A 25,274-nucleotide genomic window follows, 5' to 3' on the forward strand; every position below is an offset into this window, starting at 1 on the left:
GCCAATCCATTGTGCGCAAGCCACTTGCCTGAGGGCAGGAGGGTTTGTGCCTAGGCGGCGCATCGCCTTTATTGCTTGACGAAGGCCCGGGCATGCTGCGGCGTTTTCACGCATGACAATGTGCAGAAACAAGACGAAAGCGCGGTCTTCGATCGGTAAGATGTACTACGTAGACCTGAAGCAATCATGCACTGGAGATCCGCATGTTTCCCGAATACCGTGACCTCATTTCTCGCCTGAAGACCGAAGACGGGCACTTCTCGAAGCTCTTCGAGCGCCACAACCAACTGGACCATGAGATTCAAAACATGGAGTCCGGCGCAACGCCCGCAGACTCGTTCACGATCGAATCGCTCAAGAAGGAAAAGCTGCTTTTGAAGGACAGGATGTATGTCGTGCTGCGAAAAGCCGCGCAGGCCGCCTGAAGCAGAGATAGGGAGAAATCGAACGTGAGAAGCACACGCGCATCCGAGGGACGTGGGAGCAAAGCCTCGCAGGACATGGCGAAGGAAGACCTTGACGGCGGCGTCGGCGTCGTCGAGACGCCCGCGCAATTCGAGAGTCGTGAGACGCAAGAGGCAATCGATGCGGCGAACGAACTCATTGCCGGCAGCATGGAAGACGCGCTGGCGAACGCGGCATCGAACAGCAGCGAGACGCGCATCGACACGATGAAGGCGTTGATGGGCGGCCTCTCGCCGGACGAAATCGCCACCTTGCGCGCGCATCTGCTCGACGGCATGTCGCCGGTCGGTGCGCCCGGCTCGCGCCGGCAGAATCAGGATGACGAACTATCTGCCGGCTGGCGTCACGGCGGCTATCCGTACAAGCATCTCATGTCGCGGCAAGCGTACGAGAAGCAGAAGTATCGGCTGCAAGTGGAACTGCTCAAGCTCCAGGCGTGGGTGAAGGAAACCGGCCAGCGCGTCGTCATTTTGTTCGAAGGCCGCGATGCGGCGGGCAAGGGCGGCGCGATCAAGCGATTCATGGAGCATCTCAATCCGCGCGGCGCGCGTGTCGTCGCGCTGGAAAAGCCATCCGAGCGCGAACGCGGCCAATGGTATTTTCAGCGCTACGTGGAGCATCTGCCGACCGCGGGCGAGATCGTCATGTTCGACCGCTCCTGGTACAACCGCGCGGGCGTCGAGCGTGTGATGGGCTTCTGCACGAACCAGGAGTACGACGCGTTCATGCAGCAGGTGCCGGCGTTCGAGCGTCATCTCACGCAAAGCGGCGTGCACATCGTCAAGTTCTGGTTTTCCGTCAGCCGCGCGGAACAGCGTCGCCGCTTCAAGGAGCGTGAAGTTCATCCGCTCAAGCAATGGAAACTGAGTCCGGTGGACCTTGCTTCGCTCGACAAGTGGGACGGCTACACCGCAGCAAAAGAAGCGATGTTCGCTCATACCGATACGGCCGACACGCCGTGGACGGTCGTGCGGTCGGACTGCAAGAAGCGCGCGCGGCTCAACGCCATGCGGTATGTGCTGCATCGCTTGCCCTACGCAAATCGCGACATCCGGACGATCGGCCCCGTCGATCCGCTCATCGTGGGACGCGCTTTTTAATCAGGCGTCGTCGGCCATGATGGCGTGAGCGAGCAGGTTCGCTTGCGGCGTGAGGGCATCGAAGGAACGCGCGCACACATGCAGCCGGCGCGCGGCCCACGGCTCGGACAGCGGCGCAATGGCAAGCTCGGGACGGCCGAGCAGTTGCGCCGATGCACGCGAGAGTATCGCGATGCCAATGCCCGCTTCGATCAGCATGCCGACGTTATCGATGCTTCGCATCTGGATGCGGTAATTGATCTGCCTGCCAAGCCGCGACGCCTTCTCGGCTAGATGCATTTCGAGCGCCGCATCCGCGAGTCCGACGAACGCTTCGCCGACGATATCGGCGAACGCCACCGCACTCTCTTTCGCCACGCGATGCGTGCGACTCGCCACCACGACGAGCTGATCCTGCGTCACCAGCCGCGTCTCGATTCCGCCGAGATCCGTAATGTCCGCGACGATGCCGAGATCCGCGCGGCCTTCCATCACCGCCTGCACGATGTCCGCGCTGGGCCGCTCATCGAGGTCGATGGACAGATCGGGATGAGCCGCGAGAAACCGCGTCAGGCGCGGCGGTAAATACGCGGCCAATGCCGCGGTATTCGACATGAGCTTAACGCGGCCTCTGAGACCCGTTGCATAAGTGCGCAACTCTCCGCGCATCTGCTCGACCTGACCAAGAATCATGCGTGCGTGGCGCACGAAGCTCTCGCCCGCTGCGGTGGCTTGCACGCCGCGTCGATTTCGCTCGAGAAGCGGGGCGCCAAGCGCGGCCTCCATGCCCGCAATCCGCTCGCTCGCGGACGCCAGCGCGAGATGCATCGCTTGTGCGCCCGCCGTGATGCTGCCGCGTTCGATCACGGTCAGGAACAGGCGCATGTCGGTGAGATCGAAACGCATGCCGTGCCTTCGGTCGCGCCGAAGCCTCGCATAGGAAATGCCAGATTGTAAGCGCGCGCCGTGCTCGCTACGATTTGCCGCATGGAACCTCTTATCGTAGTGATCGTCGCGGGATTCATTGCGGGCGCGATGAACGCGCTGGCCGGCGGCGGATCGTTCGTCAGCCTGCCGGCGCTGATCGCGGCAGGCGTGCCGCCGGTTCAGGCGAACGCATCGTCGACGGTGGCGCTGTTTCCGGGCGGCGTGGTCAGCGCATGGGCGTATCGCGACGGCCTCGGTCCCGTCGGCTCCGTGCCCATGCGCGCGATGCTCGTCACGACACTCATCGGCGGAATGATCGGCGCGGCGCTGTTGCTGTCGACATCCTCATCGACATTCTCGTTCTTGCTGCCCTGGCTGCTGCTATGCGCGAGTCTCGCGCTCGCCTTCGGCCGCCGTCTCGGCGAGGTGTTGCGCAAGCGCTGGCGTATCGGAGCGCCCGCCGTGCTCGCAATTCAGCTCTTGCTCGGCGTCTATGGCGGTTACTTCGGAGGCGCGGTCGGCATCATGATGATGGCCGTATGGGGCCTGCTCGATACCCGCGATCTCAAGAGCCTCAACGCGCCGCGCACGCTGCTCGTCAGCGCGGCGAATTCGGTTGCTGTCGTCACGTTCGCCGTGGCGCATGCGGTGCGCTGGCCCGAGACCATCGCGATGCTCGTTGCGGCGATCGCGGGCGGATACGGCGGCGCGCAACTGGGTCGACGCGCATCGCCGGCGTTGATCAGAACAGGGACGTTGCTCGTGAGCGCGGGCATCACGGTCGCGTTCTTCGTGCGGACTTATGGACCGATGCTCTCGCATCGCTGAACCGGTCGCTGACGCCTCACCCTTCTTGTCGAACGATCATGATCGCTGCTCTGCTCGAGACCATCGGTGCGCTTTCCGTGCTTGCAAGCGTGGCCGCAAAGATCGCATGGATGCGCGACGCCCGCGATGAAGTCATCGACGAGCAGGCGGCGCCAAGCAAGCGGCCGCATCGCTGCATCGACCGTGAATCGCGACGCCGCCGGCGCAGACATCGCTCGTCAGCGCGCGTTTCGAATGAGCGGCGGTAAGCCGAGCGGCTTGGTCGCCGATTCATAGGCGTGAATGAAACGCGGATCGTCGGCGAACTCGCGCGCCATCCACTTCGACAACTCGTCGCTGCATGACGGATTGGCGATGGATTCGAAGCATGGCGAGTTCGCGGGCATCATGCTGGCCGCCCAGTAGAAGCCGAAGAGAGTTTGCTTTTCGGCGGGTTCCATTCGCAGCGCGTCGGGCGCGGCGCCGGAGAACCATCGTTCGAGCTTGGCCGTCAGCGTCGACTCTGTTTCGTGCTTCTCATACGAGAACACGTAGCCGCCGCCCGCCTGAGCCGTGTGGAAGTCATTCATCACGACCGCAGTCACGAAGCGGGCCGCGTGTGCGTTGACGGCGAACGATTGCCCATGCGCGCTCGACATCACGCACCAGAACAGGGCGAGCAATGCGCTTATTGTTGGCCGCGCCCAGGCGCGGAATTCTAGTCGACTGCTTCGCGGCTTCACACGGATACGAAGAAAAGGTGGCTTCCAGCATAGCGACGGCACGCAGGCCGATGCGCGATTCTACTGATTTATAGCGATGTTGGATGGCGCGCGCAAAAAACAAACGGCCCCGAAGGGCCGTCGTGCACCGATGCGAAACCGCCCGTATTACAGCGGCTGGATCGTCGAAGCCTGCTTGCCCTTCGGGCCTTGCTTGACTTCGAAGCTCACCTTCTGGTTTTCTTGAAGCGACTTGAAACCCTTGGACTGGATCTCGGAGAAATGTGCAAACAGGTCTTCACCGCCGTCGTCCGGCGTGATGAAACCGAAACCCTTTGCATCATTGAACCACTTGACCGTACCTGTTGCCATTTTTCCAAACCCTATGAGACGAATAAACGTTGATGATGCGCTCGCCGTTTCGAGCGACACTGATTTTTACCATGCCTTGGTATTTTGGTCCAATAAGCGTTTTTGCTTAGCTTATTGCCGCACGGGCGTCATAAAACCGAAAATTACCTGTCGCATGGCAATCGGTCGGTTTAATTTTCCACATTGCGCCTGAGGGCGTCTGTTCGGTCACGGACAAAACTATTAACTGCGGCGGTCGAACTCACCAACCTCGCGGTTGAGTTCAGAATGGATGAAGGCCCGTATCAGCACGCGCGGCCGCCTCTATGACTTCTTTGCTGTTCATATGGAAGCGCCCGAGCAACACGTGATGCATCTCGTTGCACGCTATGCGGCGGTTCTGGGCATCGCGCCGCCGACGGTGCGACTGGCCGCGAGTCATTGCGGGCCTTGCTATGAGCCGCTGTTCAATCGTATCGAGGTAGACGTCCCTACCCTTGCGTTGCCCGAGCCCCTGCTGTGTCTCGTGCTTGCGCATGAAGTGGGGCATGCCACGCAACGAACCGCGCTTCTCTTCGATCTTACCAAGACCGTGTTCGGCGTCACTGCGCTTATCGCGGGGCCGTGCTTCATGTTTGCGGCATGGCCCGGAGAGGACCTATGGCGCATATCCATTCCCGGTGCGCTGTTCGCCATCCTGATGGCGCTGCTGTTGCCAACATGGCGAGCGCGTACGGTCCAACGCGCGACGGCGCTGGAACTCGATGCCGATGCGAAAGCGGCCACCCTCTGCGGCGCGCGATTTGCATTAGAGGCAATGGAAATCATGGCGAAACGCGGCCGTATCGATGCAGTGCGTTTGACCGTCATGCGCGAACGTTGCGCACATGCCGAAGATGCTAAAGAAGCCACGAGTACATGCCGATAAAACGCTTGATGGGCGCTTGCATGATCGGTCATGTTGACATCCTGTAACGCGCCGAATCGGACAAAGATACAGGACAAGACTTCATGAACGATGCACAAGGCGCTGTCAGCACAGTCGCCATTCATTCGGTTTCTTCGGGCTGTGCAGGGTGCAAGACGGATCCCGATTCCGAACTCGCGCTAGCATTTGCTTTCCAGCCTATCGTCGATGTCGCGGCGGGCGTCGCTTACGCGCACGAAGCGCTGGTGCGCGGACCGCAAGGCGAGCCGGCCGGTACGGTGCTCGGCAAGGTCAGCGAAGCAAACCGCTACCACTTCGACCAGCGCTGCCGCACGACGGCCATCGCGCAGGCCGCGCAGCTCGGGCTGCAAGGCTTCCTCTCGATCAACTTCATGCCGAATGCGGTGTATCGGCCGGAAGCCTGTATCCGCAGTACGTTCGAAGCTGCGGAGAAGCATGACTTCCCGATCGAGCGGATCATCTTCGAGACGGTGGAAGGCGAGGACATCATCAGCCGACCGCATCTCGTCGATATTTTCCGCGCTTATAAGCGGTTCGGCTTCCAGACGGCCATCGACGATTTCGGCGCGGGCTATTCCGGCCTGACGCTGCTCGCGGACTTTCAGCCGGACATCATCAAGCTCGACATGGATCTGGTACGCGGCGTCGACACGGATTCGGTGCGGCAGCGCATCGTGTGCGGAGTGCTCGCCATTTGCCGCGATCTGGGCATTCGTGTCATCGCGGAAGGCATCGAGACAAAAGGCGAACGCGATTTTTTCACCGCCAATGACGTCCGGCTCATGCAAGGCTATTTCTTCGCCAAGCCAGCTTTCGCGGCCGTGCCGATGCTGAACGCCGAATCGTTCGCGGCCTGAGCGTGGCTCGCTTTTTGCGTGAAGAGCGATGCGAGAGCAACGCCCCTGCATGCAGAGGGAATCAACGCTTTTGGATGACCGATCATGCTCGTCCTGTTTGTAGAAGATGACGTCCGACTTTGCGATGCCTTCAGAGATCTCGCGATATCGCTGGGGCATGTCGCGCACGTCGCGTACGACGGCCACCAGGCGATGCTGCTCGCGGCAGCCAACAGCTACGATACGATCTTTCTGGACCTCAACCTGCCCGACGTGGATGGCCGCGATCTATGCCGGCGTTTGCGCGCGGCAGGACCAAGCAAGCTCGCGTGCGTCGTGGCGGTCACCGGCGATGACCGGCACCAGAAGGAGGCGCAAGAGCACTTCGATGGTTTCTTCCTCAAGCCATTTACCGCCGACGGCTTCAGAGCAGTGCTCAACGCCTGCTGACCGCTGGGCGTTCTGGTCTGGATCGAATCACAGATCCTGATCTTCCGCAGCCTTGCGCGCGCGACGTTCTTCGTTTGCGCGGCGCGCACGCAGGCGCTGACGCGAAAGCTGCGTGATGACCTCGCCGGTGCTCGCGCCTGCAGGGATTTCATTGCGTATGACTTTGGGCACCATCGGCAAACCCATGCGCTGTCGGCGCAGCGCGCGTGCGATGGCGGTGCGGCATGTTTGTCCGTGACAGTCCCATTCGTCGCGGATTCGCTCGCAGTAAGGGCACTTCTCCATTCATGCAGTTTACTGCGAACGGGAAGTGCACGCCTGCGTAGGCTGCCGCGCGACTGGTTGACGCGATGCGTCTACGTTCTCGCTGAGGATGATCGGGCGTGCGTCGCAGTACCTTCTTTGCGAACGCCTTGAGAGGATGGATCGAATGGCTTCGGCTGCGTGCTGCAATGACTTCGCCATATTCGACAGCGGGTTCCCACCGGCCTGAGGGATGCGCGGGCAGATATCGTCCGTTGCGTCGCAGGGGCTTTCTGTCGGTTGATGCGCAAGTCCCGCAGCGTCGCTTTGCGCATGATGCTGCCGCCGCCCGATGGACAGCATTGCAGCACGCAAGGCTTTCTAACGCCGCTTTTCAGCCAATTCAAAGATCAAACGCGGAACATACTGACCGCATGCGCAAGCCGATCGGCATGACCACGCAGTTCCACGGTCGATTGCTCGGCCTCGCCGACCAGCGCCGCGTTCTGCTGCGTGGCTTCACCGATCAGCATGACGGCGCTATTGACCTGTTCGATGCCGCTTGCCTGTTCACGCGACGCCACGCCGATGTCGCCGACGAGCGCATTCACACGCGTCACACGCTCGACGATGCCGGTCATCGTGCCGCTCGCCTGCTCGGCCATCTTGTAGCCGTGCGAAACCCTCGCGGCCGATTCGGCGATCAGCGCTTCGATTTCCTTGACCGCAGCCGCGCTTCGCTGCGCGAGCGCGCGAACTTCCGACGCGACGACCGCAAAGCCCTTACCGTGCTCGCCCGCCCGCGCCGCCTCGACTGCCGCGTTGAGCGCGAGAATGTTCGTCTGAAATGCGATGCCTTCGATCGTCGACGTGATGTCGGCAATGCGTCGCGCGGATGCATCGATTTCGTTCATCGTCTGGACGACGCGGCCCACTGCTTCGCCGCCTTCGCGCGCGGCGTCCGTTGCGGATGACACGAGCCTGCCCGCCTGTTCGGTATTCGCGGCGTTATGCTGCACCGTCGATGTGATCTGTTCCATGCTGGCCGCCGTCTCTTCGACGCTCGCCGCCTGCGTCGCGATGCGCGTGGCGATGTCGCTGCTGCCCGACGCGATGCGGGCGGTGCTATCCGTCATGTCGGCGGAAGCGCTGCGCACTTGCGCGACGATCCCCGCGAGCCCTTGTGCGATGCCGTCGATGGAGCGCATCAGTCGACCGATATCGTCCTCGCGGGCAGTGTCGATGCGCACAGTCAGATCGCCCGCCGCAATACGCTCGGACGCGCGCGTGACGTCATCGATCGGACGGCCGATGAGCCGCTTGACCGCGTAAAGCAGCACGCCGACGAGCGCCGCGATGACCGCGAGCCCGAGCAGCAAGAAGCGATTGCGGCTTGCATGAACGCTCGCCAGCAACTCGTCGCGATAGGCGACGCCGCCAATTACCCAGTTCCACTGCGGCACCGTCATGTAGACGACTTGTTTCGCGCCGCCATGCACGCGCGCATTCGAGCCGTCGATGTCGGCGCCGTCGAAGGCAAGCTTGCCTTCGCGTGTGTCGAGCATCTGCTTGAAGGGCGCCACGCGTTCGTCGGCCACCTGCCCTTCGCCGCCGGGATGAACGAGCAGCTTGCCGCGATTCGCGCCGCTCGAAGCATCGACGACGAAGTGATATCCGCTCTCGCCGATGGTCAACTTGCGAATATCGTCCTGCAGCGCGGTCATTTCGGCGGTCACGTCTACGCCGACGAACAGCGCGCCGACGATGCGGCCCGAAGCGTCCGTCACGGGTTTGTATTCGGTGATGTACTGCTTGCCGAACAGCGCCGCAATGCCGATATACGGCTTCCCGCTGAACACTGGCCCGTAGGCGGGGCCTTTGCGGTCGAGCAGCGTGCCGATGGCGCGCGTGCCGTCCTGCTTTTTGAGCGATGTGGACACGCGCACGAAGTCGTCGCCGGTGCGGGCGAAGATCGTCGCGATGGCGCCGCTTTCCGCGAGGAAGGCATCGGGAATCGAGAAATCGCCGTTCAACGCTTTATCGCCGGCAAGGATGGTCGGCGTCGCAACACCGCCGATATCGACGGTATGCGCTTCGTCGAGCGCGAAATTCCCGGGCACGCGATTCGAGAACATCGTCATGAAGCGCGAGACTTCGGCGCTCACTGCAGTGTCGTAGAGACCGATCATCGTGGCGATCGAACGGTTCTGACTCTCGACGCGAGCGAGCGCGTGGGCGTCGATCTGCTCGCCCGCCGATCGGGTGACAGCAAGTGTAAAAGCGGCAACGACGACAGCCGCCAGCGTGCAGGCTAAAGCGGCGAACTTAGTCCCGACACTCGTTCGGGCCAGATTGATAAGAGGCATGTAGAGACGCAAGGAGTTGAAACGGAATCACGATATCTATCGGCAAATCTCACCGGGACTTGAGAAAACGGTCGGCAGGTTTGGCGTTTTGCATGCGGCATGCAGCGCGCCGCATGCAAAATCATCGTGCGTCAGGACAGCAGAAAACGATTAACGCAGCCACCGCCGTTCCGTAAGCCGACCCAAGCGCTCGGGCCGCGTAGACAGGAAAAAACTAGGGAAAATCCTAGGCTGTCGCTCGGCAGACAACGGCTATATCCTTTGGAAAAACGTTTTCCAAGATACAGTGGCGCGCGCTCTTTGCACGACGCCGCGCCCACGGCGCTCGTCGCCGTCCATGAAACAAGACACGCGGTCCGACGAGCGCCGCCGCGTACCGGAGACTTTCATGCAAACAGCCGTCGTCGGCGTCGCGCGGGCCGCGAGCCGTTATCGCTGGACCGTGTGTGCGTTGCTCTTCTTTGCGACCGTCATCAATTACATGGACCGGCAGATCCTCGGTCTGCTCGCGCCCGTGCTTCAGCACGACATCGGATGGACGCAGGTTCAGTACGGCCGCATCGTGATCGCTTTTTCCGCGTTCTATGCGATCGGCCTGCTGTGCTTCGGGCGTATCGTCGACTGGCTCGGCACCCGCATCTCTTATGCGCTCGCGATGTTCGTCTGGAGCGTCGCCGCCATGCTGCACGCGGCGGTCGGCTCGGTGATGGGCTTCGCGATGGTTCGCGCGCTGCTCGGCATCGGCGAGGGCGGCAACTTCCCGGCGGCGATCAAGACGACGGCGGAGTGGTTTCCGCGCCGCGAACGCGCGCTCGCAACTGGTATTTTTAATTCAGGCGCGAATATCGGCGCGGTGTTTGCACCCGCGATCATCCCCGCGCTCGCTGTCGCTTTCGGCTGGCGGGCGGCGTTCGTGATGGTCGGTGCAATTGGCATCGTCTGGCTCGCCGTATGGTTTGTGATGTATCGCCAGCCTGACGGCAGCGCGCATGACGACGACCTCGCGCTCGAAAGCGACGAAGCCGCCGCCGCCGATGCCGGCAACGCCAAAGCGGGCGCACCGGGCTTCGGCGTGCTGATCCGCAAGCGCGAGACGTGGGCGTTCATCGTCGGCAAGTTCCTGACGGACCCGGTGTGGTGGTTCTACCTGTTCTGGCTGCCGAAGTGGCTGAACGAATCGCGCGGCATGGACATGCAGCATATCGGCCTGCCGCTCGTCGTGATCTACGCGATCACCACGGTCGGAAGCATTGGCGGCGGATGGATCTCATCGGCATTGCTGCGCTCGGGCTGGAGCGTGAATGCTGCACGCAAAACTGCCATGCTGATCTGCGCATGCTGCGTGTTGCCGATTGCATTCGTTTCGCAAGTGCACGATCTGTGGGTGGCAGTGGCCATCGTCGGACTTGCGGCGGCGGCGCATCAGGGCTGGTCGGCGAATCTCTTCACGACGGCATCGGACATGTTCCCGAAGCGCGCGGTCGGGGCGGTCGTCGGCATCGGCGGCATGGCGGGCTCGATCGGCGGCGTTCTGTTCTCCGAAGTAATCGGTCAGGTCCTGCAGCGCACGGGTCAATACTGGGCGCTCTTCGCAATCGGCGCACTGGCGTATCTCGTGGCGTTCGGCGTGATGCACGTCCTCACGCCGAAGATGACGCCCGCGAAGCTCAACGCCTGATCGCGAGCATCGACGCCATGCGCCGCGCTTCACGCACTCGCAGTCCGGGCCGCAGCCGCGGCGGTCGATTCGCGCACGATCAGGCGGGGCTCGAACATGGAGTTGCCGGGGTCCGGATGGCCGGCGAGTGCGTCGATGAGCTTTTGCATGGCGAGCTCGCCCATCCGCTCGCTTTGAATGTCGATGGTGGTGAGACCCGGCGCGGCGTATGCGCCGTAAGGCACGTTGTCGATGCCCGTCACCGAGACATCCTGAGGCACGCGGATGCCGAGCGTCGCGGCTTCCTTCATGAACCCGAGCGCAATCAAGTCGTTGTAGCAGATCACCGCTTGCGGGCGCTTCGGGCCGAGCATCACCCGCGAGCACGCATGTTCGCCAGCGAGCGCGGTCGGCGCGTGGGCATCGTGAACATCGAGTTCGAGGCCGGCTTCTTCGAGGCATTCGCGCACGCCGCGAATGCGTTCATCGTTGATGCGCGCCTGGCCGAAGCCAAGGTATGCAATATGCCGATGCCCCAGGTTCAGCAGATGCCGCGCGAGCATATGCGAAGCGAGACGATTGTCGATGCCGACGCTCGGAATCGGCAGCGCCTCGGCATTGCGAAGCAGCACGACGGGCTTGCCGAGGTCGAGCATCCATTGCGCCTCCTCGTCGGGCAAGCGCGAGCTTACGATCAGTCCGTCGACGCGTTGCGAGAGGGCTTCGATCAACGGCCGCTCGCGTGCCTGCTGTTCGTCGATATCGACGAGCAGCAGCGTGTAGTCGTGACGCAGCGCGATACGGTTCGCACCCTTGACCACGTTGGTGAAGTGCGGATTGCTGATATCGAGAATCGTGAGGCCGATAGTGCGCGTGCGGCCGGTGATCATCGAACGCGCGAGCGGATTCGACCGATACCCGAGCGTAGCGATGGCTTCTTTGAGCCGCGCTTCGACCGGCGCCGAGAAACGCTGGGCGCCGTTGATGTACTTGGAGACCGTTGCGACCGAGACGCCCGCTGCAGCGGCGACGTCGCGAATGGTCGGAGACATTTTCTTCATCGAGGTAACGTTTTCTCGCGCTTTTCCAATGTTTTCGGATTGTCTCAGAAAACGACGCCGCTGAAACGTTTTTTGCTTGCTGCATGCAGCGTGCAAAATGCCAATTGACGACGGCTTGCGCCGATCGCTATAGTGCGGAAAACGTTTTACTCATTCAGGTTCAAACGCATTCGACAGGAGTTTCGATGGACCAGTCAACTGCAACGGGCAAGCCGTTCGAACGCCTGCTTCTCACCGGCGCCGCCGGCAACCTCGGCCGTCAACTGCGCGGGGCGCTCGCGCAGTGGGCCGATGTGGTGCGTGCGTCGGACATCGTGCCGATCGACGACGCTGCCGCACATGAGGAAGTCAGCGCGGTCGATCTCGCGGATCGCGGCGCGGTCATGCGTCTGGTCGAAGGCGTCGATGCCATCGTGCATCTGGGCGGCATTTCGATCGATGCGCCGTTCGACGATCTCATCGAGGCGAATATCCGCGGTACTTACAACATCTACGAAGCGGCCCGCCGTCACGGCGTCCGGCGCGTGGTGTTCGCAAGCTCCAACCACGCGATCGGTTTTCATCCCGTGACCGAAGTGCTCGATGCCGATGCGCCGCAGCGCCCCGATAGTCTTTACGGCGTGACCAAGTGTTTCGGCGAGTCGCTGTCGCGCTATTACTTCGACCGGTTCGGGATCGAGACGGTGTGCCTGCGTATTGGGTCGTCGTTCGAAGAGCCAAAGAATCCGCGCATGCTCGTGACGTATCTCAGCTACCGGGATTTCATCGAACTGGTGCGCTGTTCGCTCTTCACGAACCGCGTCGGACACACCGTGGTCTACGGCGCGTCGGACAACCCGGTCAAGTGGTGGGACAACAGCAAGGCCGGCTTCCTCGGTTTCAACCCGCAAGACAGTTCAGTCGAGTTCAACGATCGCTTTCCGGTGCGCGCACCGACCGACGACCACGACGACCCCGCGCAACGCTTCCAGGGCGGCGCGTTCGTGCTCGGCGAACCGATGGATAGCAGCCGATGAACAGCGCGCCGCGCGTGGAACGGCTGGAGGCGGCGGGGCGCGCAGCAGTCGGCGAATGTCCCGTTTGGCATGCAAAAGACCATGCGTTGTATTGGGTCGACATTCCCGCGCGGCGCATCGTGCGGCTGGCTGTGGCGACCGGACAGCGCAGCGAATGGGCGTTGCCTGAGCAGGTCGCGTGTTTTGCATTCGATGCGGCGGGCACATTGGTCGCGGGCATGGAAACGGGGCTCTTCGCGGTGACGCTGCCGGATGCGGGCGACGTTCGCCTGATCAGGCTCGCCGCGCCGCGCTTCGATGCGCCTGGCATGCGCTTCAACGACGGCCGCTGTGACCGGCAGGGCCGCTTCTGGGCCGGCACGATGGTTCAGGACATGTCACTCGCGAGTACGGCAGGCGCGCTCTTTCGATTCGATGCGGACGGCACGTTGTCCGCGCCGATCGTCGACGGACTCATCACGCAGAACGGCCTCGCTTTCTCGCCGGACGGCGCGACGATGTATCTGTCGGATTCGCATCCGCAGAAGCGGCTGATCTGGGCCTTCGACTTCGCCACCGACACCGGCACGCCGCATAACCGTCGCGTGTTCGCGGACTTGCACCATCACGTGGGGCGTCCGGACGGCGCGACGGTCGACGCGGACGGCTGTTACTGGACCTGCGCGAATGATGCCGGCTGCCTGTTGCGCTTCACGCCTGAAGGCAAGCTGGATCGCACGATTGAACTGCCCGCGACGAAGCCCTCGATGTGCGCATTCGGCGGTGACGATCTGTCTACCCTCTACGTGACGTCGATTCGTCCTGCCGCCAACGCAACCGACGCCGACGGCTGCGTCTTCGCGTTACACCCCGGCGTGCAAGGATTACCGGAACCAATCTACGCTGGTATGTTACCGGTCGCATAAACGCCACGCCGAGGCGCTGGCATAGCCTTGGCGAGTGAGTTTTTTAGCGCTATACAGGCTAAACACCAGTTCTGGAGTTTCTCCTTAAAGAGTAGGCTGCGCAGGTCGCTTCAAACCGAACGATCTGCCGATTCCCTATTCGAGGAGATATTGATGGACCTTGAAACCCGCACCATGAAGCGCGTGATGCTTCGTCTCGTGCCGTTCCTGATTCTCTGCTACTTCATCGCTTATCTCGATCGCGTCAACGTCGGCTTTGCTGCGCTGCAAATGAACAAGGCGCTTGGCTTTTCCGCGAGCGCCTTTGGCTTTGGAGCAGGCATTTTCTTCATCGCTTATTTCTTCTTCGAAGTCCCGTCCAACTTGCTCCTGGAACGCTTCGGTGCAAGAAAGTGGATTGCGCGGATCATGTTCACGTGGGGCGTGCTCGCGGCGTTGATGGCTTACATCCCACATATTGCGCAAGCAACGGGCCTGTCCAATGCCTATGTGTTCTATGGCTTGCGTGTCCTGTTGGGCGTCGCGGAAGCCGGCTTCTTCCCCGGCATCATCTATCTGTTGACGCTCTGGTTCCCGGCGAAATATCGCGGACGCGTCGTGGGCTACTTCATGGCGGCCATTCCGTTGTCCACAGTGATCGGCGGTCCGATCTCCGGCGCGCTGCTGCAGATGGACGGCATCGGCGGGATGCAGGGCTGGCAGTGGCTCTATCTGATCGAAGCGCTTCCCGCGCTCGTGCTCGCATTCGTCGTGTTCTTCTACCTCACCGACAAGCCCCAAAACGCACACTGGCTTGCTGACGATGAACGCAACTGGCTCGTCGACCGGCAAGCGCAAGAGCGCGCGCATCGCGAAGCTGTGCATTCGTTTAGCGTGAAGGAAGCGATTTTCAATCCGCGCGTGCTGGCGATCGCACTGATCTATTTCGGTGCGAACGCAACCAACTACGGGTTGAGCTTCTTCCTGCCGCAAATCGTGAAGGCGTTCGGGCTGAGCAATCTTCAGACTGGCTTCGTGACATCTTTGCCGTACGCAGTCGGCGTCATCAGCATGGTTCTGTGGGGACGTCATTCGGATCGCACACTCGAACGACGCTGGCACGTTGCAATCGCGTTGATGGTGGCAGCGGGTGGCATCGCAGCTTCCGCAGGACTGGACAACCCCGTGCTGAAGATGATCGCGTTGTCGATTGCGGGCTTCGGCATCTTCGGTTGCTTGCCGATCATCTGGACGCTGCCTGCATCGTTCCTGTCGGGAGCAGCTGCCGCGGGCGGCATTGCGGCGATCAACTCACTGGGCAATCTCGCGGGTTTCTTTGGACCTTATGCGATGGGCTGGATCAAGGACAGCACCGGCGGTTTTGGCGCGGGCCTGCTCTGTCTCGCAGGCGCCGGAATGGTCGGTGTCGCCGCAGTCTTGTTGCTGCACCATGACTCGGCATTGGAGACGATTTCCGGAACGCGGGATATGGAAGATGGCGAGCCTGCGCGATCTTAGTCTGCACTGGAAGAAGCACATAGATTTCCTTGCAAGCCGCAAGGCGGCGTCAGCGATCGTAAGGCAAGCAGGTTCCGCCACGCTGCGCTAATGTCTAGGCTTTTCCTCTCGTGCGCGAAGGCTTTCGAGCCTTCGCGCACTCTTTCGAAAAGCAATCGACGGCAAGGAGATATCCCGATGGACTACGTGAAACTCGGCACGACCGGGCTTGAAGTGTCGCGACTGTGTCTCGGATGCATGACCTTCGGCGTACCTGAACGCGGCACGCATCCGTGGACGCTCGATGAAGAGCAAAGCCGTCCCATCCTTCAGCAGGCGCTGGACGCCGGCATCAATTTCTTCGATACCGCCAATACTTATTCCGATGGCACATCGGAAGAGATTGTTGGCCGCGCGTTGCGAGACATGACGAAGCGCGATGACATCGTCATTGCGACGAAAGTATTCAATCGCATGCGGCCGGGTCCAAACGGCGCTGGCCTTTCACGCAAAGCCATCTTCAATGAAATTGATAACAGCCTGAAGCGACTCGGCACCGATTACGTCGATCTCTATCAGATTCATCGATGGGACTACACGACGCCAATCGAAGAGACACTGGAGGCGCTGCACGATATCGTCAAGGCGGGCAAGGCGCGTTATATCGGTGCGTCGTCGATGTATGCGTGGCAGTTCAGCAAGGCGCTTTACACATCGCGAGCGAACGGCTGGACAGAGTTCAAGACGATGCAGAATCACTTGAACCTGCTTTATCGCGAAGAGGAACGCGAGATGCTGCCCCTATGCGAAGATCAGGGCATAGGCGTATTGCCCTGGAGCCCGCTTGCGCGCGGCCGTCTCACGCGCGAATGGGACGCCACGAGCGAGCGTCAGCAAACGGATGCCTTTGGCAGCACGCTGTATCAAACGCACGATGCGGACCGCGCTATCGTCGAAGCCGTTGCCTCGGTGGCAAAGGCACGCGGTGTGCCACGGGCGCAAGTGGCGCTTGCATGGGTCGCGCAGAAGGCGCCCGTTAGCGCGCCGATCATCGGAGCATCGAAACCCCATCACGTGAGCGATGCGGTTGCCGCCTTGTCGCTGGACCTTACGGCCGAAGAGATTGCGCAACTCGAAGCGCCCTATGTGCCGCATGCAGTCGCAGGCTTCAAGTAAATCTGCGCGCCGATAGAGTCGCGCTCGAAACTCATAATTGCGACTCTATCGGCAGAATGCCAAGCATCCATATCGTCGCACGCTTGAGCGCGGACACGCCGGGCTCGCTCTCCAGCGTGGTCGTCGCGCCTTTATCGTCCGTATCGATCCAGACCATACGCTGACCGCCGCCGGCGTTGGGCTGCATTTCGACGCGCCATGCGATGCGGTCCATCCTCATCCCGATGCCATCCGCCACTTGCTGCGCCGCCGCCGCACTTTCGCAATACACGCCAATCTCCGTGTTCAATTCCACTGAACGCGGGTCGAGATTCATGGAGCCGATAAAGATTCGCTCGCGGTCGAATACATAAGTCTTTGCATGCAGCGACGCCTTCGACGATCCGAACATCGTTTTCTTGTCTTTGTCTTGATCGTCTTTCTTGCCATCTTTGGACGTGACCGGCTTTAGCTCGTATAGCCGCACGCCCGCTTGGAGCATGTCCTTGCGATAGCGTTGATAACCCGCATGAACTGCCGCGACATCGGTAGCCGCTAAAGAGTTGGTGAGCACGGTCACGCGCACGCCGCGAGCCGTCATCGACCGCAGCCATTCGACACCGATCTCGCGCGGAACGAAATAGGGCGACACGATCAGCAATTCATGTCTGGGCGCGAGCCGCAGCGCCCTGAATTTCGACATCAAACGGCCTTCACTGTCACTGGGATCACGCGTAATTTTTTCAGGGTCATCGTAGAGCAAGGTGGCCTTGCCCCACGCAAACGTTGCATCGCGCGATTCGATCGCTTGTGAGATACGTTGCCTTGCCTGTGCGACATAGGGAGAATGCGCTTCAGACTGCAAATAGGAATCGAGTCCCTTTCGATATGTGGCGAGCGCATTGAAATCCGCGCGGCGGCCCACGAGGTTCTCAATGGGATAGGCCGCATCGGAGTTCCAGTAGAGATCGAACGCATCCGATACTTCAGCAACGACGGGGCCATGCACGAGTACATCGAGATCGCCGAATGCGATCGTGCTCGATGCGCCAAAGTATTCGTCGCCGATGTTTCTTCCTCCGAGAATGGCGAACTGGTTATCCGCGACAAGGGACTTATTGTGCATGCGGCGATTCACTCTAACGAATTCGAGTGCGGAGCCGAGCCGCTTGAAGCTGCGGTTAGCCACTGGATTGAAGAGACGCACCTGTATGTTCGGATGAGAAGCGAGCGCAAGCAAAAGATCGTCATCGGCATTGGTGCCGAGATCGTCAAGCAGTAGTCGCACGCGCACGCCACGATCCGCCGCACGCAGAACCGACGCGGCCATCGCGCGCCCCGTGAGATCGTCGTGCCATATGTAGTATTGAAGATCGAGCGAACGGTCCGCGCTTTCCGCAAGCACGATGCGAGCGACGAGCGCATCGGCTCCGTCGGACAAGAGATGAAATGCATTGTCGTCGGGATGCGCGGCTTCGCTTTCCGACACTGCTTGGCCCAGGCGCGTATCCGGCGACTTGGCAATTGTATGACTCGGCGTGCGCCCGGTTTGAGGCGGCAGGCTTGCGCATGCGGTCATCAAGGCGAGCATCGCCATTGCGTAGAGCAATCGCATCCATGCTTGCCTGAGCATTGGCGTCGCCTCCTAAGCCGTGTGTTGTTCCTTGCGTGCCGCAGTGCTCAATCGCGCCCGCACGAAGCCGATATGCTCGCGCAGCACGTAGAGTGCATCGGCATAGGCAAGCGGTAGCTTGAGCGTATCCAGTGACTCTTCGATGTGGTCGAGTTCGACCAGCAATGCGCGCCGCTCTTCATCGTTCGACATATGCATTGCACCTCGCTCGATTGCGATCAGCGCGCCGTAATAGCGATAGATGCGAGAACGCACTCGCCATCGATAGAGCGCGGGCACGAGCCGCAGCATCGGAAAGACCAGTACCGCGACGGGCAGAAGCAACACGAGCGCGCGGTCCGCGATATTCGCAAGCCAGAACGGAAGCGCGCGATAAAGAAAACTCTTCCCCGAGCGGTAATAGCGGCTGGCATCCTCGCTGATGGGAAACTCATGCGCAACCGGACTGGGAAACTGGCCCGCGCGCTGTAATAGCCCGGCCATTCCATGCGCTTCCTGTGCGGCTTCGATCAATAAGTCCGACAACGCCGGATGCAGGCTGTTGCGCGCGACGAGCTCGACAGTCGGGCTGATCAGATGCACCGTCTGCGGTGGAATGCGTCGCCCGAGATCGAGCACGCCGGGCGGCAACTCGATCTCGTCGAGATACGGAAAGATCCGCGTGTATGCACGCGCTTCGTTGAAGTCCATCACCGATATGCCGGGCACTTTCAGCAGCCGAAGCATGAGCCCGCGCGTGGCCGAATCACCGCTTAGAAACACGGCGTCCGCTTCGTTGCTGACCAGTTCGGTGGCGGCTTGCAGGCCGTCCGTCGACAGAAGCTGCGTGCTGCCGCCGGGCGTAATGCCATTGGCCTCGAGCAGTTTCAGCGATAGCGTGCGCGTGCCGCTGCCTACGCGTCCGATGGCGACGCGCTTGCCTTCCAGTTGCGATAGCAGCGTGAGTCCCTTGCCGCGATAGAACACGACGATCGGTACATAGGACACGCTGCCGAGCGAGGTCAGCGACGATGCCTGCTCTTTTGTAGCGATGCCGCCTTGCACGAGCGCGAGGTCGACTTGCGCTTTAGGATCGAGCAGGCGCTCCAGGTTCTGCACGGAGCCTTCGGAAGGCAGTACCTTGAGCGTGATGCCGTTGCGCGCGAGGATCTTCGCGTATTCCTGCGCAGTCTGGTAAAGCGAACTGTCGGGTTGCCCGGCGCTCATCGTGATCGTTTTGGGCGGCGCGGGGTCGACGAGCCAGACGACGAGCGCAGTCGCGAGCGCAAAAGCGAGCACTACAGGCCCGACTGTCCAGGTGAGGTCGTGCAGCACCCCTTTCGCATGGTCCCGCGGCATGTGCGGGCGTTTCATGCGATGCGGCCGCATGAGCGGATTGCCTTCGATTCCTGCGCATCGGGTTTGACACTGAGCATGTCGAGCCTGGTTTGGACGCGGCGTTGACTCGCAGTGTACCGCCAGCCGCCGCGTGAGCGGCACTCGTCAACGCGATCCTGAGCGCCCAAGCGTTGGCATTTTGCATTCAGGCCCAATGCGCCGGAACCCAGACTGCGCCGACCCAGTGACCCGGAACCCACACGGCGGGCGCCGGTGCCGGCGCCACGTAGACGACAGCGGGCGGCGGAGGCGGCGGCGCTACGATCACCGTGCCGGTGGTCACCGTCCCGGCCGTCACCACGGTGGTGCTATGCGAGACGTTCGTCGCGGTCGCGGATCCCGATGTCACGACGACGCCCGGCGCGACGCTCGTTGCACTGCCCGAATGCGTGACGGTGCCGCCGCTCGCGGTATCGACGGTTCCGTAGCGGTTGCACGTGTTGCCCGCACAGTTCGTGGATGCCGCATGCGTCGAGGTATTGCCGTTGGGTCCGGTGACCGAGCCAGAGGATGAATACTGCCCGGGCGCGTTGCGTGTAATAGTGTTCGCGGTGGTCGCCGTGTTGCCTTGGGAGCCGGTCATGGCGCCGGTATGCGAGCACGAGCCGCTGGCGCAACTCGTGTCGCCTGCATGCTGCATCGAACGTCCGTTGGGGCCATAGGCCGTGCCTGAGTTCGAGAACTGGCCCGGCGAGGTACGGGTGACGGTGCCGGAGTTAGTCGCGACGCCGCCCCACGGATTCGTCACGCCGCCCGCATGGGAACAGCTTCCGCCGCCGCAGGAGCCGAAATGCGCGCTGTTATATTCGCCTCGCCCCGTGTAGGCCGTGCCGCCGCGCGCCCAGCCGGCGAAAGCGGAGCCGCTCGAAAGCGTGAGGGCGACGGCCGCGGCGGCGATCATCATCCGGCGCAGTCCCGTTTTGGAGGCAGACGAAACGAGCTTGCATGCAGAATTCGATTGGTCGTTCACGGGACGTCCCTCCGGGTTCGTGGGCCATGTGGCGTTTTACTGTGGCGACGGACTCACTATAGGGGAAGGCATTCGCGCAGTCTTGTGCAGACTTATTTCATGCGATGTCATCAGTCCGGCGCATTCTGTATGCAGCATGCAAAAGGTCTGAGGCATCGGTCGAGGGAGGGAATTGCGTCGCGCTGCGGTGGGTCGTTGAAAGCGTGGCCGTGCGATGGTTTAGTGGGCGCTTTCGTCGCTACGCGGCAGCATCGAAAATAACCCTTCGATGGCCGCGCTTGCACGGCGCTTGCCGTCGCTGTGTCCGACCGCAAGCTCCACGACGGCAAAGCCCACGACGAGCGCATGAACCATCGCGACATGTTCCTTGCTTACAGCAAGTCCCATCGCTTCGAGCATGCGCGTGATGCGCGTCGCAATGGCGTCTGCGAATTCGCGAAACAGATGGCGTATCGAGGGCTCTTCGTCTGCGGCCTGCGCGAGGGCCATCAGCACGCGAGTATTCTCGTGCCGCATGGCGACATTCGCGATCGAGGCAGCGGTGATCTTCGGCGATGCTTCGCCGGCGAAAGCATCGAGCGCACCGAGTTGTCCGTTGACCGCGGTACGCGCGACCGCTTCGATCAGCGCGAGCCGCGTCGGAAAATAATACGTGAGATGGCTTTGACGCACGCCCGCACGCTTGGCGACGCGCGGTTGCGTGAAGCCGGAATAGCCTTCTTCACGCAACGTGGCGAGGGCGGCCTCGAGTATGGTTTGTCTTCGATCCTGCACGCTGGCTGCCTCGCGGGACGAACTTGGTTGGTTGACCAAGACCTTATCGCGCGACACTCGTAACGTCAACCGTGCGCTCGTCGAGCCGGGAGCACCTTGCGGACATTCTTCGCGGAACGCTCTCGGCCCCAAACGCTCGTAAGTACGCGGAGGTCATCGTTGAACGCCGCATGAAGCGCAATTGATCGACTCAGCTCGCAGGCTTGAAGAACTCGCATACGAGCCGGGAGACGCGCGTCAGCAGATGGATGCGGCGCAGAGTCTTGTGATGCATCCGACAGAAGGATCGACGGTGGACGACGAACCGAAGTCGATGCCGGAGGTCGTCAGACGCGCGATCGAATGGATCGAAGAACTTCGACGACTTCTATTTTGGCGGGGATCATGCCTGTCCCCATACGTTACAACGGAGGGTCGCGCATATCGCTGTTTTGCGAGTGCTACATGGACGATTTGCTTGCCGACCCGACTCGATGTTGCAGCAGTTTTGTATCCGCTAGGGCCATCCGAGCGTAAACGAAAGGTGTGCTTACTATCATGGGCTACCCGAGATCCTCAGCCGGTTTGATTGAGCATTGCACACCGAGTCCGCGCTGAACATTTCCCCACGAGAAGAACGTCAAACAGCGTAGGTCATCGTAAATACACACATGCTTCCCACGTCCCGTACGCAAGCGCGTGCGGCCACGCCCACGACTGCGTCGCACAATCTGTGCGCAGCTTTTCGGCTGAATGGCGCGCCTGATAGCGAGCACCTCGGCCGCGCGGTGGCGCATGTCGCGCGGCACTGCGAGCCCTTGCGCTGGCGAGTGATTCGCGGCGACGATGGTCCATGCTACCTGCTGCATGATGTCGCACTTGCAAGCCTCGAAGTGGCCGATCTCGACGACACTGACGAAGCCCGCGTCACGACGGCGATCGAGACATTGTGCGTCCGCCCGCTTCGAATCGACGCAGGCGCGCCTTGGTCGATCACGCTGCTGCGCGGGGCCGCGAATAGCTATCTGGTGTTCTTCTGTCATCCCGCGCTGCTCGACCGGTTCTCTTTGCAGCCGCTCTTTGCGTCGTTATCGCGCGCTTATGCAGGCGAAACATTCGCGGATGATCTCGCGCTCGATCAGCAATACATTCTCGAAGCCGAACGCGTATCGGTGGAACCGCAGCAATGGCAGAGCGATCTCGCATTCTGGGTCCGGCAACTCGGAGAAGGCGAGTTCGCATGGCAACCGCCGTGCGTAGAAGGCGCGCCCGGCGAGTCGGGTTTCACGATGCCGCTTGGCGGCGCACTGAGCCGCGCTCTGCGCGAACAGGCGCATGCGTTGGCCTTGAGCGTCGAATTCATGTTGCAGAGCAGCCTGCATGTCGCGTTGCAGAAGATGTCGCGTCGGTCGGCGGTGATCACGGCGCATCATCGGCGTGGCGGCCAGCAGTCCTATGACCGCGCAGGTCACGACGAACGCGTGCACATCATCTGTAGCGACCTCGACGAGACCATGACGCTGCGCCAGTTTCCGCAACACGCGGCGGTGCGCTTCGCGATGGCGAATTTGCACAGCAACATCCCCGCCAGCGATGTCTTCGAGGAACTCAAGCGTCTGCGGCCGGACTACGCCGCGCGACCACCGTGCTGTGCGAGCGCGACTACCTGCCGCACGACGCGCTGCTTCTCGGCGGCATTCGCGGCGAACTTCTCACGCACATGTGCCGGCGTCCCGAGCGCCACGACGTCTCGATCTACCTGCGCACGAGCGAGGACATCACGCTCGATGCGCAGGTCCGTCATCCGCCAAGCGCGCGTGGACTGGCCATCGCGCTCGAACACTATGTGGCGCTTTTGTCGCGGCTTGACACGCAACTCGACACACCCCTCGGCGGGCTGGATTTGAATACCCCATTGCTCGCGGCGCGCCGTCGCGCGTGGTCGCACGGCGGCCCGCTTGCGGCGGCGCCGCGCGATGTGCTCGCTTGCTTCGACGATATCGTGCACGCCCAGCCCGATGCGCCCGCGCTGGGCGGTCTGGAATAACCGATGCGCACGGCCGCGCCGGACTCGAAGCCGCGCAACTCTCGCACCTCGTCTTCCTCGACGCCGGCGTGCTCGCGCCAGCGGCGTCACGCGCGCTGGCGGAAGTCTCGCCCGATGCGCTCGCTTACGTCATTCACACCGCCGGTTCGACGGGCGAGCCGAAGGGCGTGCTGATCGAACAGCACAGCGTCGCGCGAACGATCGCGGGCGTGGCTATCGCGCTCGACTATGCAGCGGGCTGTGTCAGCACGCTCGCTGCGTCGACGAATTTCGATGCCAGCGTGGGCCGGCAAGACGCGTCTTTGCTCGCTATACGGTCCGACCGAGACCACCGTCATGGCGACCTTCGGCCAGATCGCGCCCGACGGCCGTGTGCGCGTGCTCGGCAAGCCCTTGCCGGGTTACGACGTGTATCTGCTGGACGCGCAGTCGCAACTCGTGCCGGCGGAGTCGGTCGGCGAGTTGTGCATCGGCGGGGACCATCTCGCACGCGGTTACCGCAACGAAGCGACGCTGACCCTGCGCCGCTTCGACGCCGATCCGTGCGCGGACAAGCCGTATGCGCGGATGTATCGCACGGGCGATCTGGGCCGTTATCTGGAAGACGGCGTGATCGAGTACTTTGGCGGCAACGACGAGCAGTCAAGTTGCGCGGCTTTCGCATAGAACTCGGCGAGATCGAGAACCAGCTTGCCGCCCTGCCTGGCGTCGTGAACGTGGCCTGCGCCATTCGCGGCGCGGGCGAGCAGCGCTATCGCGGCGTACTACGTGCTTGCCGGGAACCCGCAAATCGATGAAGACAGTTCTGGCTCTTCAATCAGGGATGCATTCAGCTAGGCGCGTATCCTGCCACCGGTCAAACCGTCGAGATGACGCCGGTCGATGTGCTGGCGCGCGCCCTATGCGCCCTGTGCGCGCTTGCGCTGCACCCGCGCGAAGGCTTGCATGTCGCCAATCTGCACAACCCGGAGTGCATGAGTCAGGATGCGTGGTTCGAGGCGCTCGGCAAAGAAGGGCTGCGTGCTTTGCCAGAAGCGCCGGAAGCATGGAAGCGGCGGCTGGCCACACTGGACTCGGCTAACGGTCTGGCGCTGCTGCGCGACTTCTATACCGGCGATCTCCACCTTCCACGACAGGCCTGTCGATCAGATCGGGACCATCGCGCGGCTCGCGCAGTTCGATGTGCGTTTCGCAATCGACTATGCGCAACTGATAAGGGTCTACGTGCGTTATCTGCGTGACGAAGGCTTTCTTCCTGCCAACACGCGCGACGCGGAAGTGATGTAGGGCGTGGCACGCTGCCGTTTCGTTTCGTTTCGTTTCGTTTCGTTTCGTTGCGGCAAGGCGGCAGCGTTACGCGGATGTGATGGTGCAATATCCGCGCGGGCCGCGTTCACTAGATATGCGCCGTGATCGAGCGTATTGAACTTATTCGCATTGAATGATTCATTCGATGACGGCCTCACTCGCCACGACGAACGCACCCGATACGCCCGCTGGCTTGCCAAGCGTGCCGACATAGACGCGATGCTCGGACCGAGCACGCCGAAGCCGTGCGCGTGATCGACGACGAGCTATGCGCCGGACCGATCGTAAGACGGTGGTTGCGGGTTGTGGGCCGGGTTCGTGTCGAACTTTCGGACTTCCACGATGACATCGCTTGCGTGTGCTGCCAGTTCCTGGAGATCGAGTTCGAGCGCATCGGCGATGGCCTTGTCGTAGACTTCATCGCCATTCACATACAGCGTGAAGGCTTCGAGATATTTCGCTTTCTTCCCGGGATTTTCGATGGTTTCGCGTGTCCATCGATACAACGGGTAATGCTCCGTGCCTTCGCGCTCCGCTTCGGCCACATAGTCGGCGAAGGCATCGAACTGGCACTTCAATTGAGCGTCGTGTCGCTCGAGCAATGTGTTGAGAGACGATAGCGCCGGATTGCTTCCATCTTTGCGCGCCAGTTCCGCGTATCGAGGGCTTAGGCGGACGCGCACCTGATATTGCCAATCGTAGTTTGACCTCTCGTTCATTG

Annotated in this window: 25 protein-coding genes and 2 pseudogenes; 16 read left to right on the forward strand and 11 right to left on the reverse strand. The window is 61.7% G+C overall.

Annotation, left to right across the window (positions count from 1 at the left end):
- Positions 1-203: 203 nt before the first annotated feature.
- Together LDZ21_RS21730 and ppk2 are read left to right on the forward strand one after the other, a co-directional pair.
- On the forward strand, positions 204-425 hold the full coding sequence (locus LDZ21_RS21730; RefSeq protein ID WP_244795989.1) for an HP1242/YdcH family protein: 222 nt from the start codon (positions 204-206) through the stop codon (positions 423-425).
- A gap of 75 nt (positions 426-500) precedes the next feature.
- Complete coding sequence (ppk2, locus tag LDZ21_RS21735; RefSeq protein WP_244796713.1) at positions 501-1,565, forward strand: polyphosphate kinase 2; 1,065 nt, start codon at positions 501-503, stop codon at positions 1,563-1,565.
- Here the strand turns inward: ppk2 and LDZ21_RS21740 are convergent, their stop codons facing one another.
- A complete protein-coding gene (locus LDZ21_RS21740; protein ID WP_244795990.1) occupies positions 1,566-2,450 on the reverse strand; it encodes a LysR substrate-binding domain-containing protein in 885 nt (294 codons plus the stop codon).
- Between the two features lie 81 nt (positions 2,451-2,531).
- On the opposite strand from LDZ21_RS21740, the gene LDZ21_RS21745 reads away from it, so the two are divergent.
- Positions 2,532-3,299: a sulfite exporter TauE/SafE family protein gene (locus LDZ21_RS21745; RefSeq protein WP_244795992.1), complete on the forward strand. Its 768-nt coding sequence runs from the start codon at positions 2,532-2,534 to the stop codon at positions 3,297-3,299.
- Positions 3,300-3,517: 218 nt separating this feature from the next.
- On the opposite strand, the gene LDZ21_RS21750 is transcribed toward LDZ21_RS21745, so the two are convergent.
- Together LDZ21_RS21750 and LDZ21_RS21755 are read right to left on the reverse strand one after the other, a co-directional pair.
- Positions 3,518-3,961, reverse strand: a complete 444-nt coding sequence (locus tag LDZ21_RS21750) for a hypothetical protein (RefSeq protein ID WP_244795994.1) — start codon at positions 3,959-3,961, stop codon at positions 3,518-3,520.
- 207 nt (positions 3,962-4,168) lie between these two features.
- On the reverse strand, positions 4,169-4,372 hold the full coding sequence (locus LDZ21_RS21755) for a cold-shock protein (RefSeq protein ID WP_008347993.1): 204 nt from the start codon (positions 4,370-4,372) through the stop codon (positions 4,169-4,171).
- Positions 4,373-4,643: 271 nt separating this feature from the next.
- Here LDZ21_RS21755 and LDZ21_RS21760 point away from each other — a divergent pair, with 271 nt between their 5' ends.
- From LDZ21_RS21760 to LDZ21_RS21770, 3 genes are all read left to right on the forward strand, one after another.
- Positions 4,644-5,279, forward strand: coding sequence for a hypothetical protein (locus LDZ21_RS21760; RefSeq protein ID WP_244795995.1), 636 nt, complete (start codon positions 4,644-4,646; stop codon positions 5,277-5,279).
- Between the two features lie 83 nt (positions 5,280-5,362).
- Positions 5,363-6,157 (forward strand): EAL domain-containing protein, encoded by a 795-nt coding sequence (locus tag LDZ21_RS21765; protein ID WP_244795997.1) that lies wholly within the window; start codon positions 5,363-5,365, stop codon positions 6,155-6,157.
- A gap of 84 nt (positions 6,158-6,241) precedes the next feature.
- Entirely contained in the window at positions 6,242-6,586 is a 345-nt protein-coding gene (locus tag LDZ21_RS21770; protein ID WP_244795999.1) for a response regulator, read from the forward strand.
- Positions 6,587-6,613: 27 nt separating this feature from the next.
- Here LDZ21_RS21770 and LDZ21_RS21775 read toward each other — a convergent pair whose 3' ends face one another.
- Both LDZ21_RS21775 and LDZ21_RS21780 read right to left on the reverse strand, forming a co-directional pair.
- Positions 6,614-6,871: a hypothetical protein gene (locus LDZ21_RS21775; protein WP_035960173.1), complete on the reverse strand. Its 258-nt coding sequence runs from the start codon at positions 6,869-6,871 to the stop codon at positions 6,614-6,616.
- Between the two features lie 368 nt (positions 6,872-7,239).
- Positions 7,240-9,195: a methyl-accepting chemotaxis protein gene (locus tag LDZ21_RS21780; protein ID WP_244796001.1), complete on the reverse strand. Its 1,956-nt coding sequence runs from the start codon at positions 9,193-9,195 to the stop codon at positions 7,240-7,242.
- A 388-nt stretch (positions 9,196-9,583) separates the two neighbouring features.
- Here LDZ21_RS21780 and LDZ21_RS21785 point away from each other — a divergent pair, with 388 nt between their 5' ends.
- Positions 9,584-10,873, forward strand: coding sequence for an MFS transporter (locus tag LDZ21_RS21785; protein WP_244796003.1), 1,290 nt, complete (start codon positions 9,584-9,586; stop codon positions 10,871-10,873).
- A gap of 29 nt (positions 10,874-10,902) precedes the next feature.
- Here the strand turns inward: LDZ21_RS21785 and LDZ21_RS21790 are convergent, their stop codons facing one another.
- Complete coding sequence (locus LDZ21_RS21790; protein ID WP_309774958.1) at positions 10,903-11,913, reverse strand: LacI family DNA-binding transcriptional regulator; 1,011 nt, start codon at positions 11,911-11,913, stop codon at positions 10,903-10,905.
- 185 nt (positions 11,914-12,098) lie between these two features.
- Here LDZ21_RS21790 and LDZ21_RS21795 point away from each other — a divergent pair, with 185 nt between their 5' ends.
- The 4 genes from LDZ21_RS21795 (at position 12,099) to LDZ21_RS21810 (ending at position 16,486) form a co-directional block, all read left to right on the forward strand.
- On the forward strand, positions 12,099-12,929 hold the full coding sequence (locus LDZ21_RS21795; RefSeq protein ID WP_244796007.1) for an NAD-dependent epimerase/dehydratase family protein: 831 nt from the start codon (positions 12,099-12,101) through the stop codon (positions 12,927-12,929).
- Positions 12,926-13,834, forward strand: coding sequence for an SMP-30/gluconolactonase/LRE family protein (locus LDZ21_RS21800; protein WP_244796008.1), 909 nt, complete (start codon positions 12,926-12,928; stop codon positions 13,832-13,834). The genes LDZ21_RS21795 and LDZ21_RS21800 overlap by 4 nt, the downstream gene beginning before the upstream one ends.
- Positions 13,835-13,987: 153 nt before the next feature.
- Positions 13,988-15,331 carry an MFS transporter gene (locus LDZ21_RS21805; RefSeq protein ID WP_244796010.1) on the forward strand — a complete coding sequence of 448 codons (1,344 nt, stop codon included), beginning with the start codon at positions 13,988-13,990 and terminating at the stop codon, positions 15,329-15,331.
- A gap of 177 nt (positions 15,332-15,508) precedes the next feature.
- Complete coding sequence (locus tag LDZ21_RS21810; RefSeq protein WP_244796011.1) at positions 15,509-16,486, forward strand: aldo/keto reductase; 978 nt, start codon at positions 15,509-15,511, stop codon at positions 16,484-16,486.
- 31 nt (positions 16,487-16,517) lie between these two features.
- Here the strand turns inward: LDZ21_RS21810 and LDZ21_RS21815 are convergent, their stop codons facing one another.
- The 4 genes from LDZ21_RS21815 to LDZ21_RS21830 all read right to left on the reverse strand — a co-directional run bounded on the left by LDZ21_RS21815 (position 16,518) and on the right by LDZ21_RS21830 (position 21,219).
- Entirely contained in the window at positions 16,518-18,098 is a 1,581-nt protein-coding gene (locus LDZ21_RS21815) for a phospholipase D family protein (RefSeq protein ID WP_244796013.1), read from the reverse strand.
- A gap of 12 nt (positions 18,099-18,110) precedes the next feature.
- Positions 18,111-19,466 (reverse strand): TAXI family TRAP transporter solute-binding subunit, encoded by a 1,356-nt coding sequence (locus tag LDZ21_RS21820; RefSeq protein ID WP_244796014.1) that lies wholly within the window; start codon positions 19,464-19,466, stop codon positions 18,111-18,113.
- A gap of 154 nt (positions 19,467-19,620) precedes the next feature.
- Positions 19,621-20,379: a hypothetical protein gene (locus LDZ21_RS21825; protein WP_244796714.1), complete on the reverse strand. Its 759-nt coding sequence runs from the start codon at positions 20,377-20,379 to the stop codon at positions 19,621-19,623.
- Between the two features lie 285 nt (positions 20,380-20,664).
- Positions 20,665-21,219: a TetR/AcrR family transcriptional regulator gene (locus LDZ21_RS21830; protein ID WP_244796016.1), complete on the reverse strand. Its 555-nt coding sequence runs from the start codon at positions 21,217-21,219 to the stop codon at positions 20,665-20,667.
- 650 nt (positions 21,220-21,869) lie between these two features.
- Here LDZ21_RS21830 and LDZ21_RS31435 point away from each other — a divergent pair.
- From LDZ21_RS31435 to LDZ21_RS21850, 5 genes and pseudogenes are all read left to right on the forward strand, one after another.
- A pseudogene (locus tag LDZ21_RS31435) lies at positions 21,870-22,562 on the forward strand (condensation domain-containing protein); the annotation flags it as partial.
- A 281-nt stretch (positions 22,563-22,843) separates the two neighbouring features.
- Positions 22,844-23,245 carry a hypothetical protein gene (locus LDZ21_RS21840; protein ID WP_244796019.1) on the forward strand — a complete coding sequence of 134 codons (402 nt, stop codon included), beginning with the start codon at positions 22,844-22,846 and terminating at the stop codon, positions 23,243-23,245.
- A 68-nt stretch (positions 23,246-23,313) separates the two neighbouring features.
- Positions 23,314-23,451 (forward strand): annotated as a pseudogene (locus LDZ21_RS31440) (AMP-binding protein); the annotation flags it as partial.
- A 67-nt stretch (positions 23,452-23,518) separates the two neighbouring features.
- A complete protein-coding gene (locus LDZ21_RS21845; RefSeq protein ID WP_244796021.1) occupies positions 23,519-23,911 on the forward strand; it encodes an AMP-binding protein in 393 nt (130 codons plus the stop codon).
- A 203-nt stretch (positions 23,912-24,114) separates the two neighbouring features.
- Entirely contained in the window at positions 24,115-24,486 is a 372-nt protein-coding gene (locus tag LDZ21_RS21850) for a hypothetical protein (protein ID WP_244796022.1), read from the forward strand.
- 333 nt (positions 24,487-24,819) lie between these two features.
- Here the strand turns inward: LDZ21_RS21850 and LDZ21_RS21855 are convergent, their stop codons facing one another.
- A complete protein-coding gene (locus LDZ21_RS21855; RefSeq protein WP_244796716.1) occupies positions 24,820-25,272 on the reverse strand; it encodes a hypothetical protein in 453 nt (150 codons plus the stop codon).
- Positions 25,273-25,274: the final 2 nt, after the last annotated feature.

Source organism: Caballeronia grimmiae, from assembly GCF_022879615.1.
GTDB lineage: Bacteria > Pseudomonadota > Gammaproteobacteria > Burkholderiales > Burkholderiaceae > Caballeronia > Caballeronia grimmiae.

Coding starts and splice junctions, on each gene's coding strand:
- LDZ21_RS21845 (WP_244796021.1), top strand. CDS start 23,519: ATGCCAGCGTGGGCCGGCAAGACGCGTCTTTGCTCGCTATACGGTCCG.
- LDZ21_RS21790 (WP_309774958.1), bottom strand. CDS start 11,913: ATGAAGAAAATGTCTCCGACCATTCGCGACGTCGCCGCTGCAGCGGGC.
- LDZ21_RS21855 (WP_244796716.1), bottom strand. CDS start 25,272: ATGAACGAGAGGTCAAACTACGATTGGCAATATCAGGTGCGCGTCCGC.
- LDZ21_RS21820 (WP_244796014.1), bottom strand. CDS start 19,466: ATGCGGCCGCATCGCATGAAACGCCCGCACATGCCGCGGGACCATGCG.
- ppk2 (WP_244796713.1), top strand. CDS start 501: ATGGCGAAGGAAGACCTTGACGGCGGCGTCGGCGTCGTCGAGACGCCC.
- LDZ21_RS21770 (WP_244795999.1), top strand. CDS start 6,242: ATGCTCGTCCTGTTTGTAGAAGATGACGTCCGACTTTGCGATGCCTTC.
- LDZ21_RS21760 (WP_244795995.1), top strand. CDS start 4,644: ATGAAGGCCCGTATCAGCACGCGCGGCCGCCTCTATGACTTCTTTGCT.
- LDZ21_RS21815 (WP_244796013.1), bottom strand. CDS start 18,098: ATGCTCAGGCAAGCATGGATGCGATTGCTCTACGCAATGGCGATGCTC.
- LDZ21_RS21780 (WP_244796001.1), bottom strand. CDS start 9,195: ATGCCTCTTATCAATCTGGCCCGAACGAGTGTCGGGACTAAGTTCGCC.
- LDZ21_RS21810 (WP_244796011.1), top strand. CDS start 15,509: ATGGACTACGTGAAACTCGGCACGACCGGGCTTGAAGTGTCGCGACTG.
- LDZ21_RS21785 (WP_244796003.1), top strand. CDS start 9,584: ATGCAAACAGCCGTCGTCGGCGTCGCGCGGGCCGCGAGCCGTTATCGC.
- LDZ21_RS21805 (WP_244796010.1), top strand. CDS start 13,988: ATGGACCTTGAAACCCGCACCATGAAGCGCGTGATGCTTCGTCTCGTG.
- LDZ21_RS21775 (WP_035960173.1), bottom strand. CDS start 6,871: ATGGAGAAGTGCCCTTACTGCGAGCGAATCCGCGACGAATGGGACTGT.
- LDZ21_RS21730 (WP_244795989.1), top strand. CDS start 204: ATGTTTCCCGAATACCGTGACCTCATTTCTCGCCTGAAGACCGAAGAC.
- LDZ21_RS21850 (WP_244796022.1), top strand. CDS start 24,115: ATGACGCCGGTCGATGTGCTGGCGCGCGCCCTATGCGCCCTGTGCGCG.
- LDZ21_RS21755 (WP_008347993.1), bottom strand. CDS start 4,372: ATGGCAACAGGTACGGTCAAGTGGTTCAATGATGCAAAGGGTTTCGGT.
- LDZ21_RS21825 (WP_244796714.1), bottom strand. CDS start 20,379: ATGATGATCGCCGCCGCGGCCGTCGCCCTCACGCTTTCGAGCGGCTCC.
- LDZ21_RS21745 (WP_244795992.1), top strand. CDS start 2,532: ATGGAACCTCTTATCGTAGTGATCGTCGCGGGATTCATTGCGGGCGCG.
- LDZ21_RS21765 (WP_244795997.1), top strand. CDS start 5,363: ATGAACGATGCACAAGGCGCTGTCAGCACAGTCGCCATTCATTCGGTT.
- LDZ21_RS21800 (WP_244796008.1), top strand. CDS start 12,926: ATGAACAGCGCGCCGCGCGTGGAACGGCTGGAGGCGGCGGGGCGCGCA.
- LDZ21_RS21740 (WP_244795990.1), bottom strand. CDS start 2,450: ATGCGTTTCGATCTCACCGACATGCGCCTGTTCCTGACCGTGATCGAA.
- LDZ21_RS21795 (WP_244796007.1), top strand. CDS start 12,099: ATGGACCAGTCAACTGCAACGGGCAAGCCGTTCGAACGCCTGCTTCTC.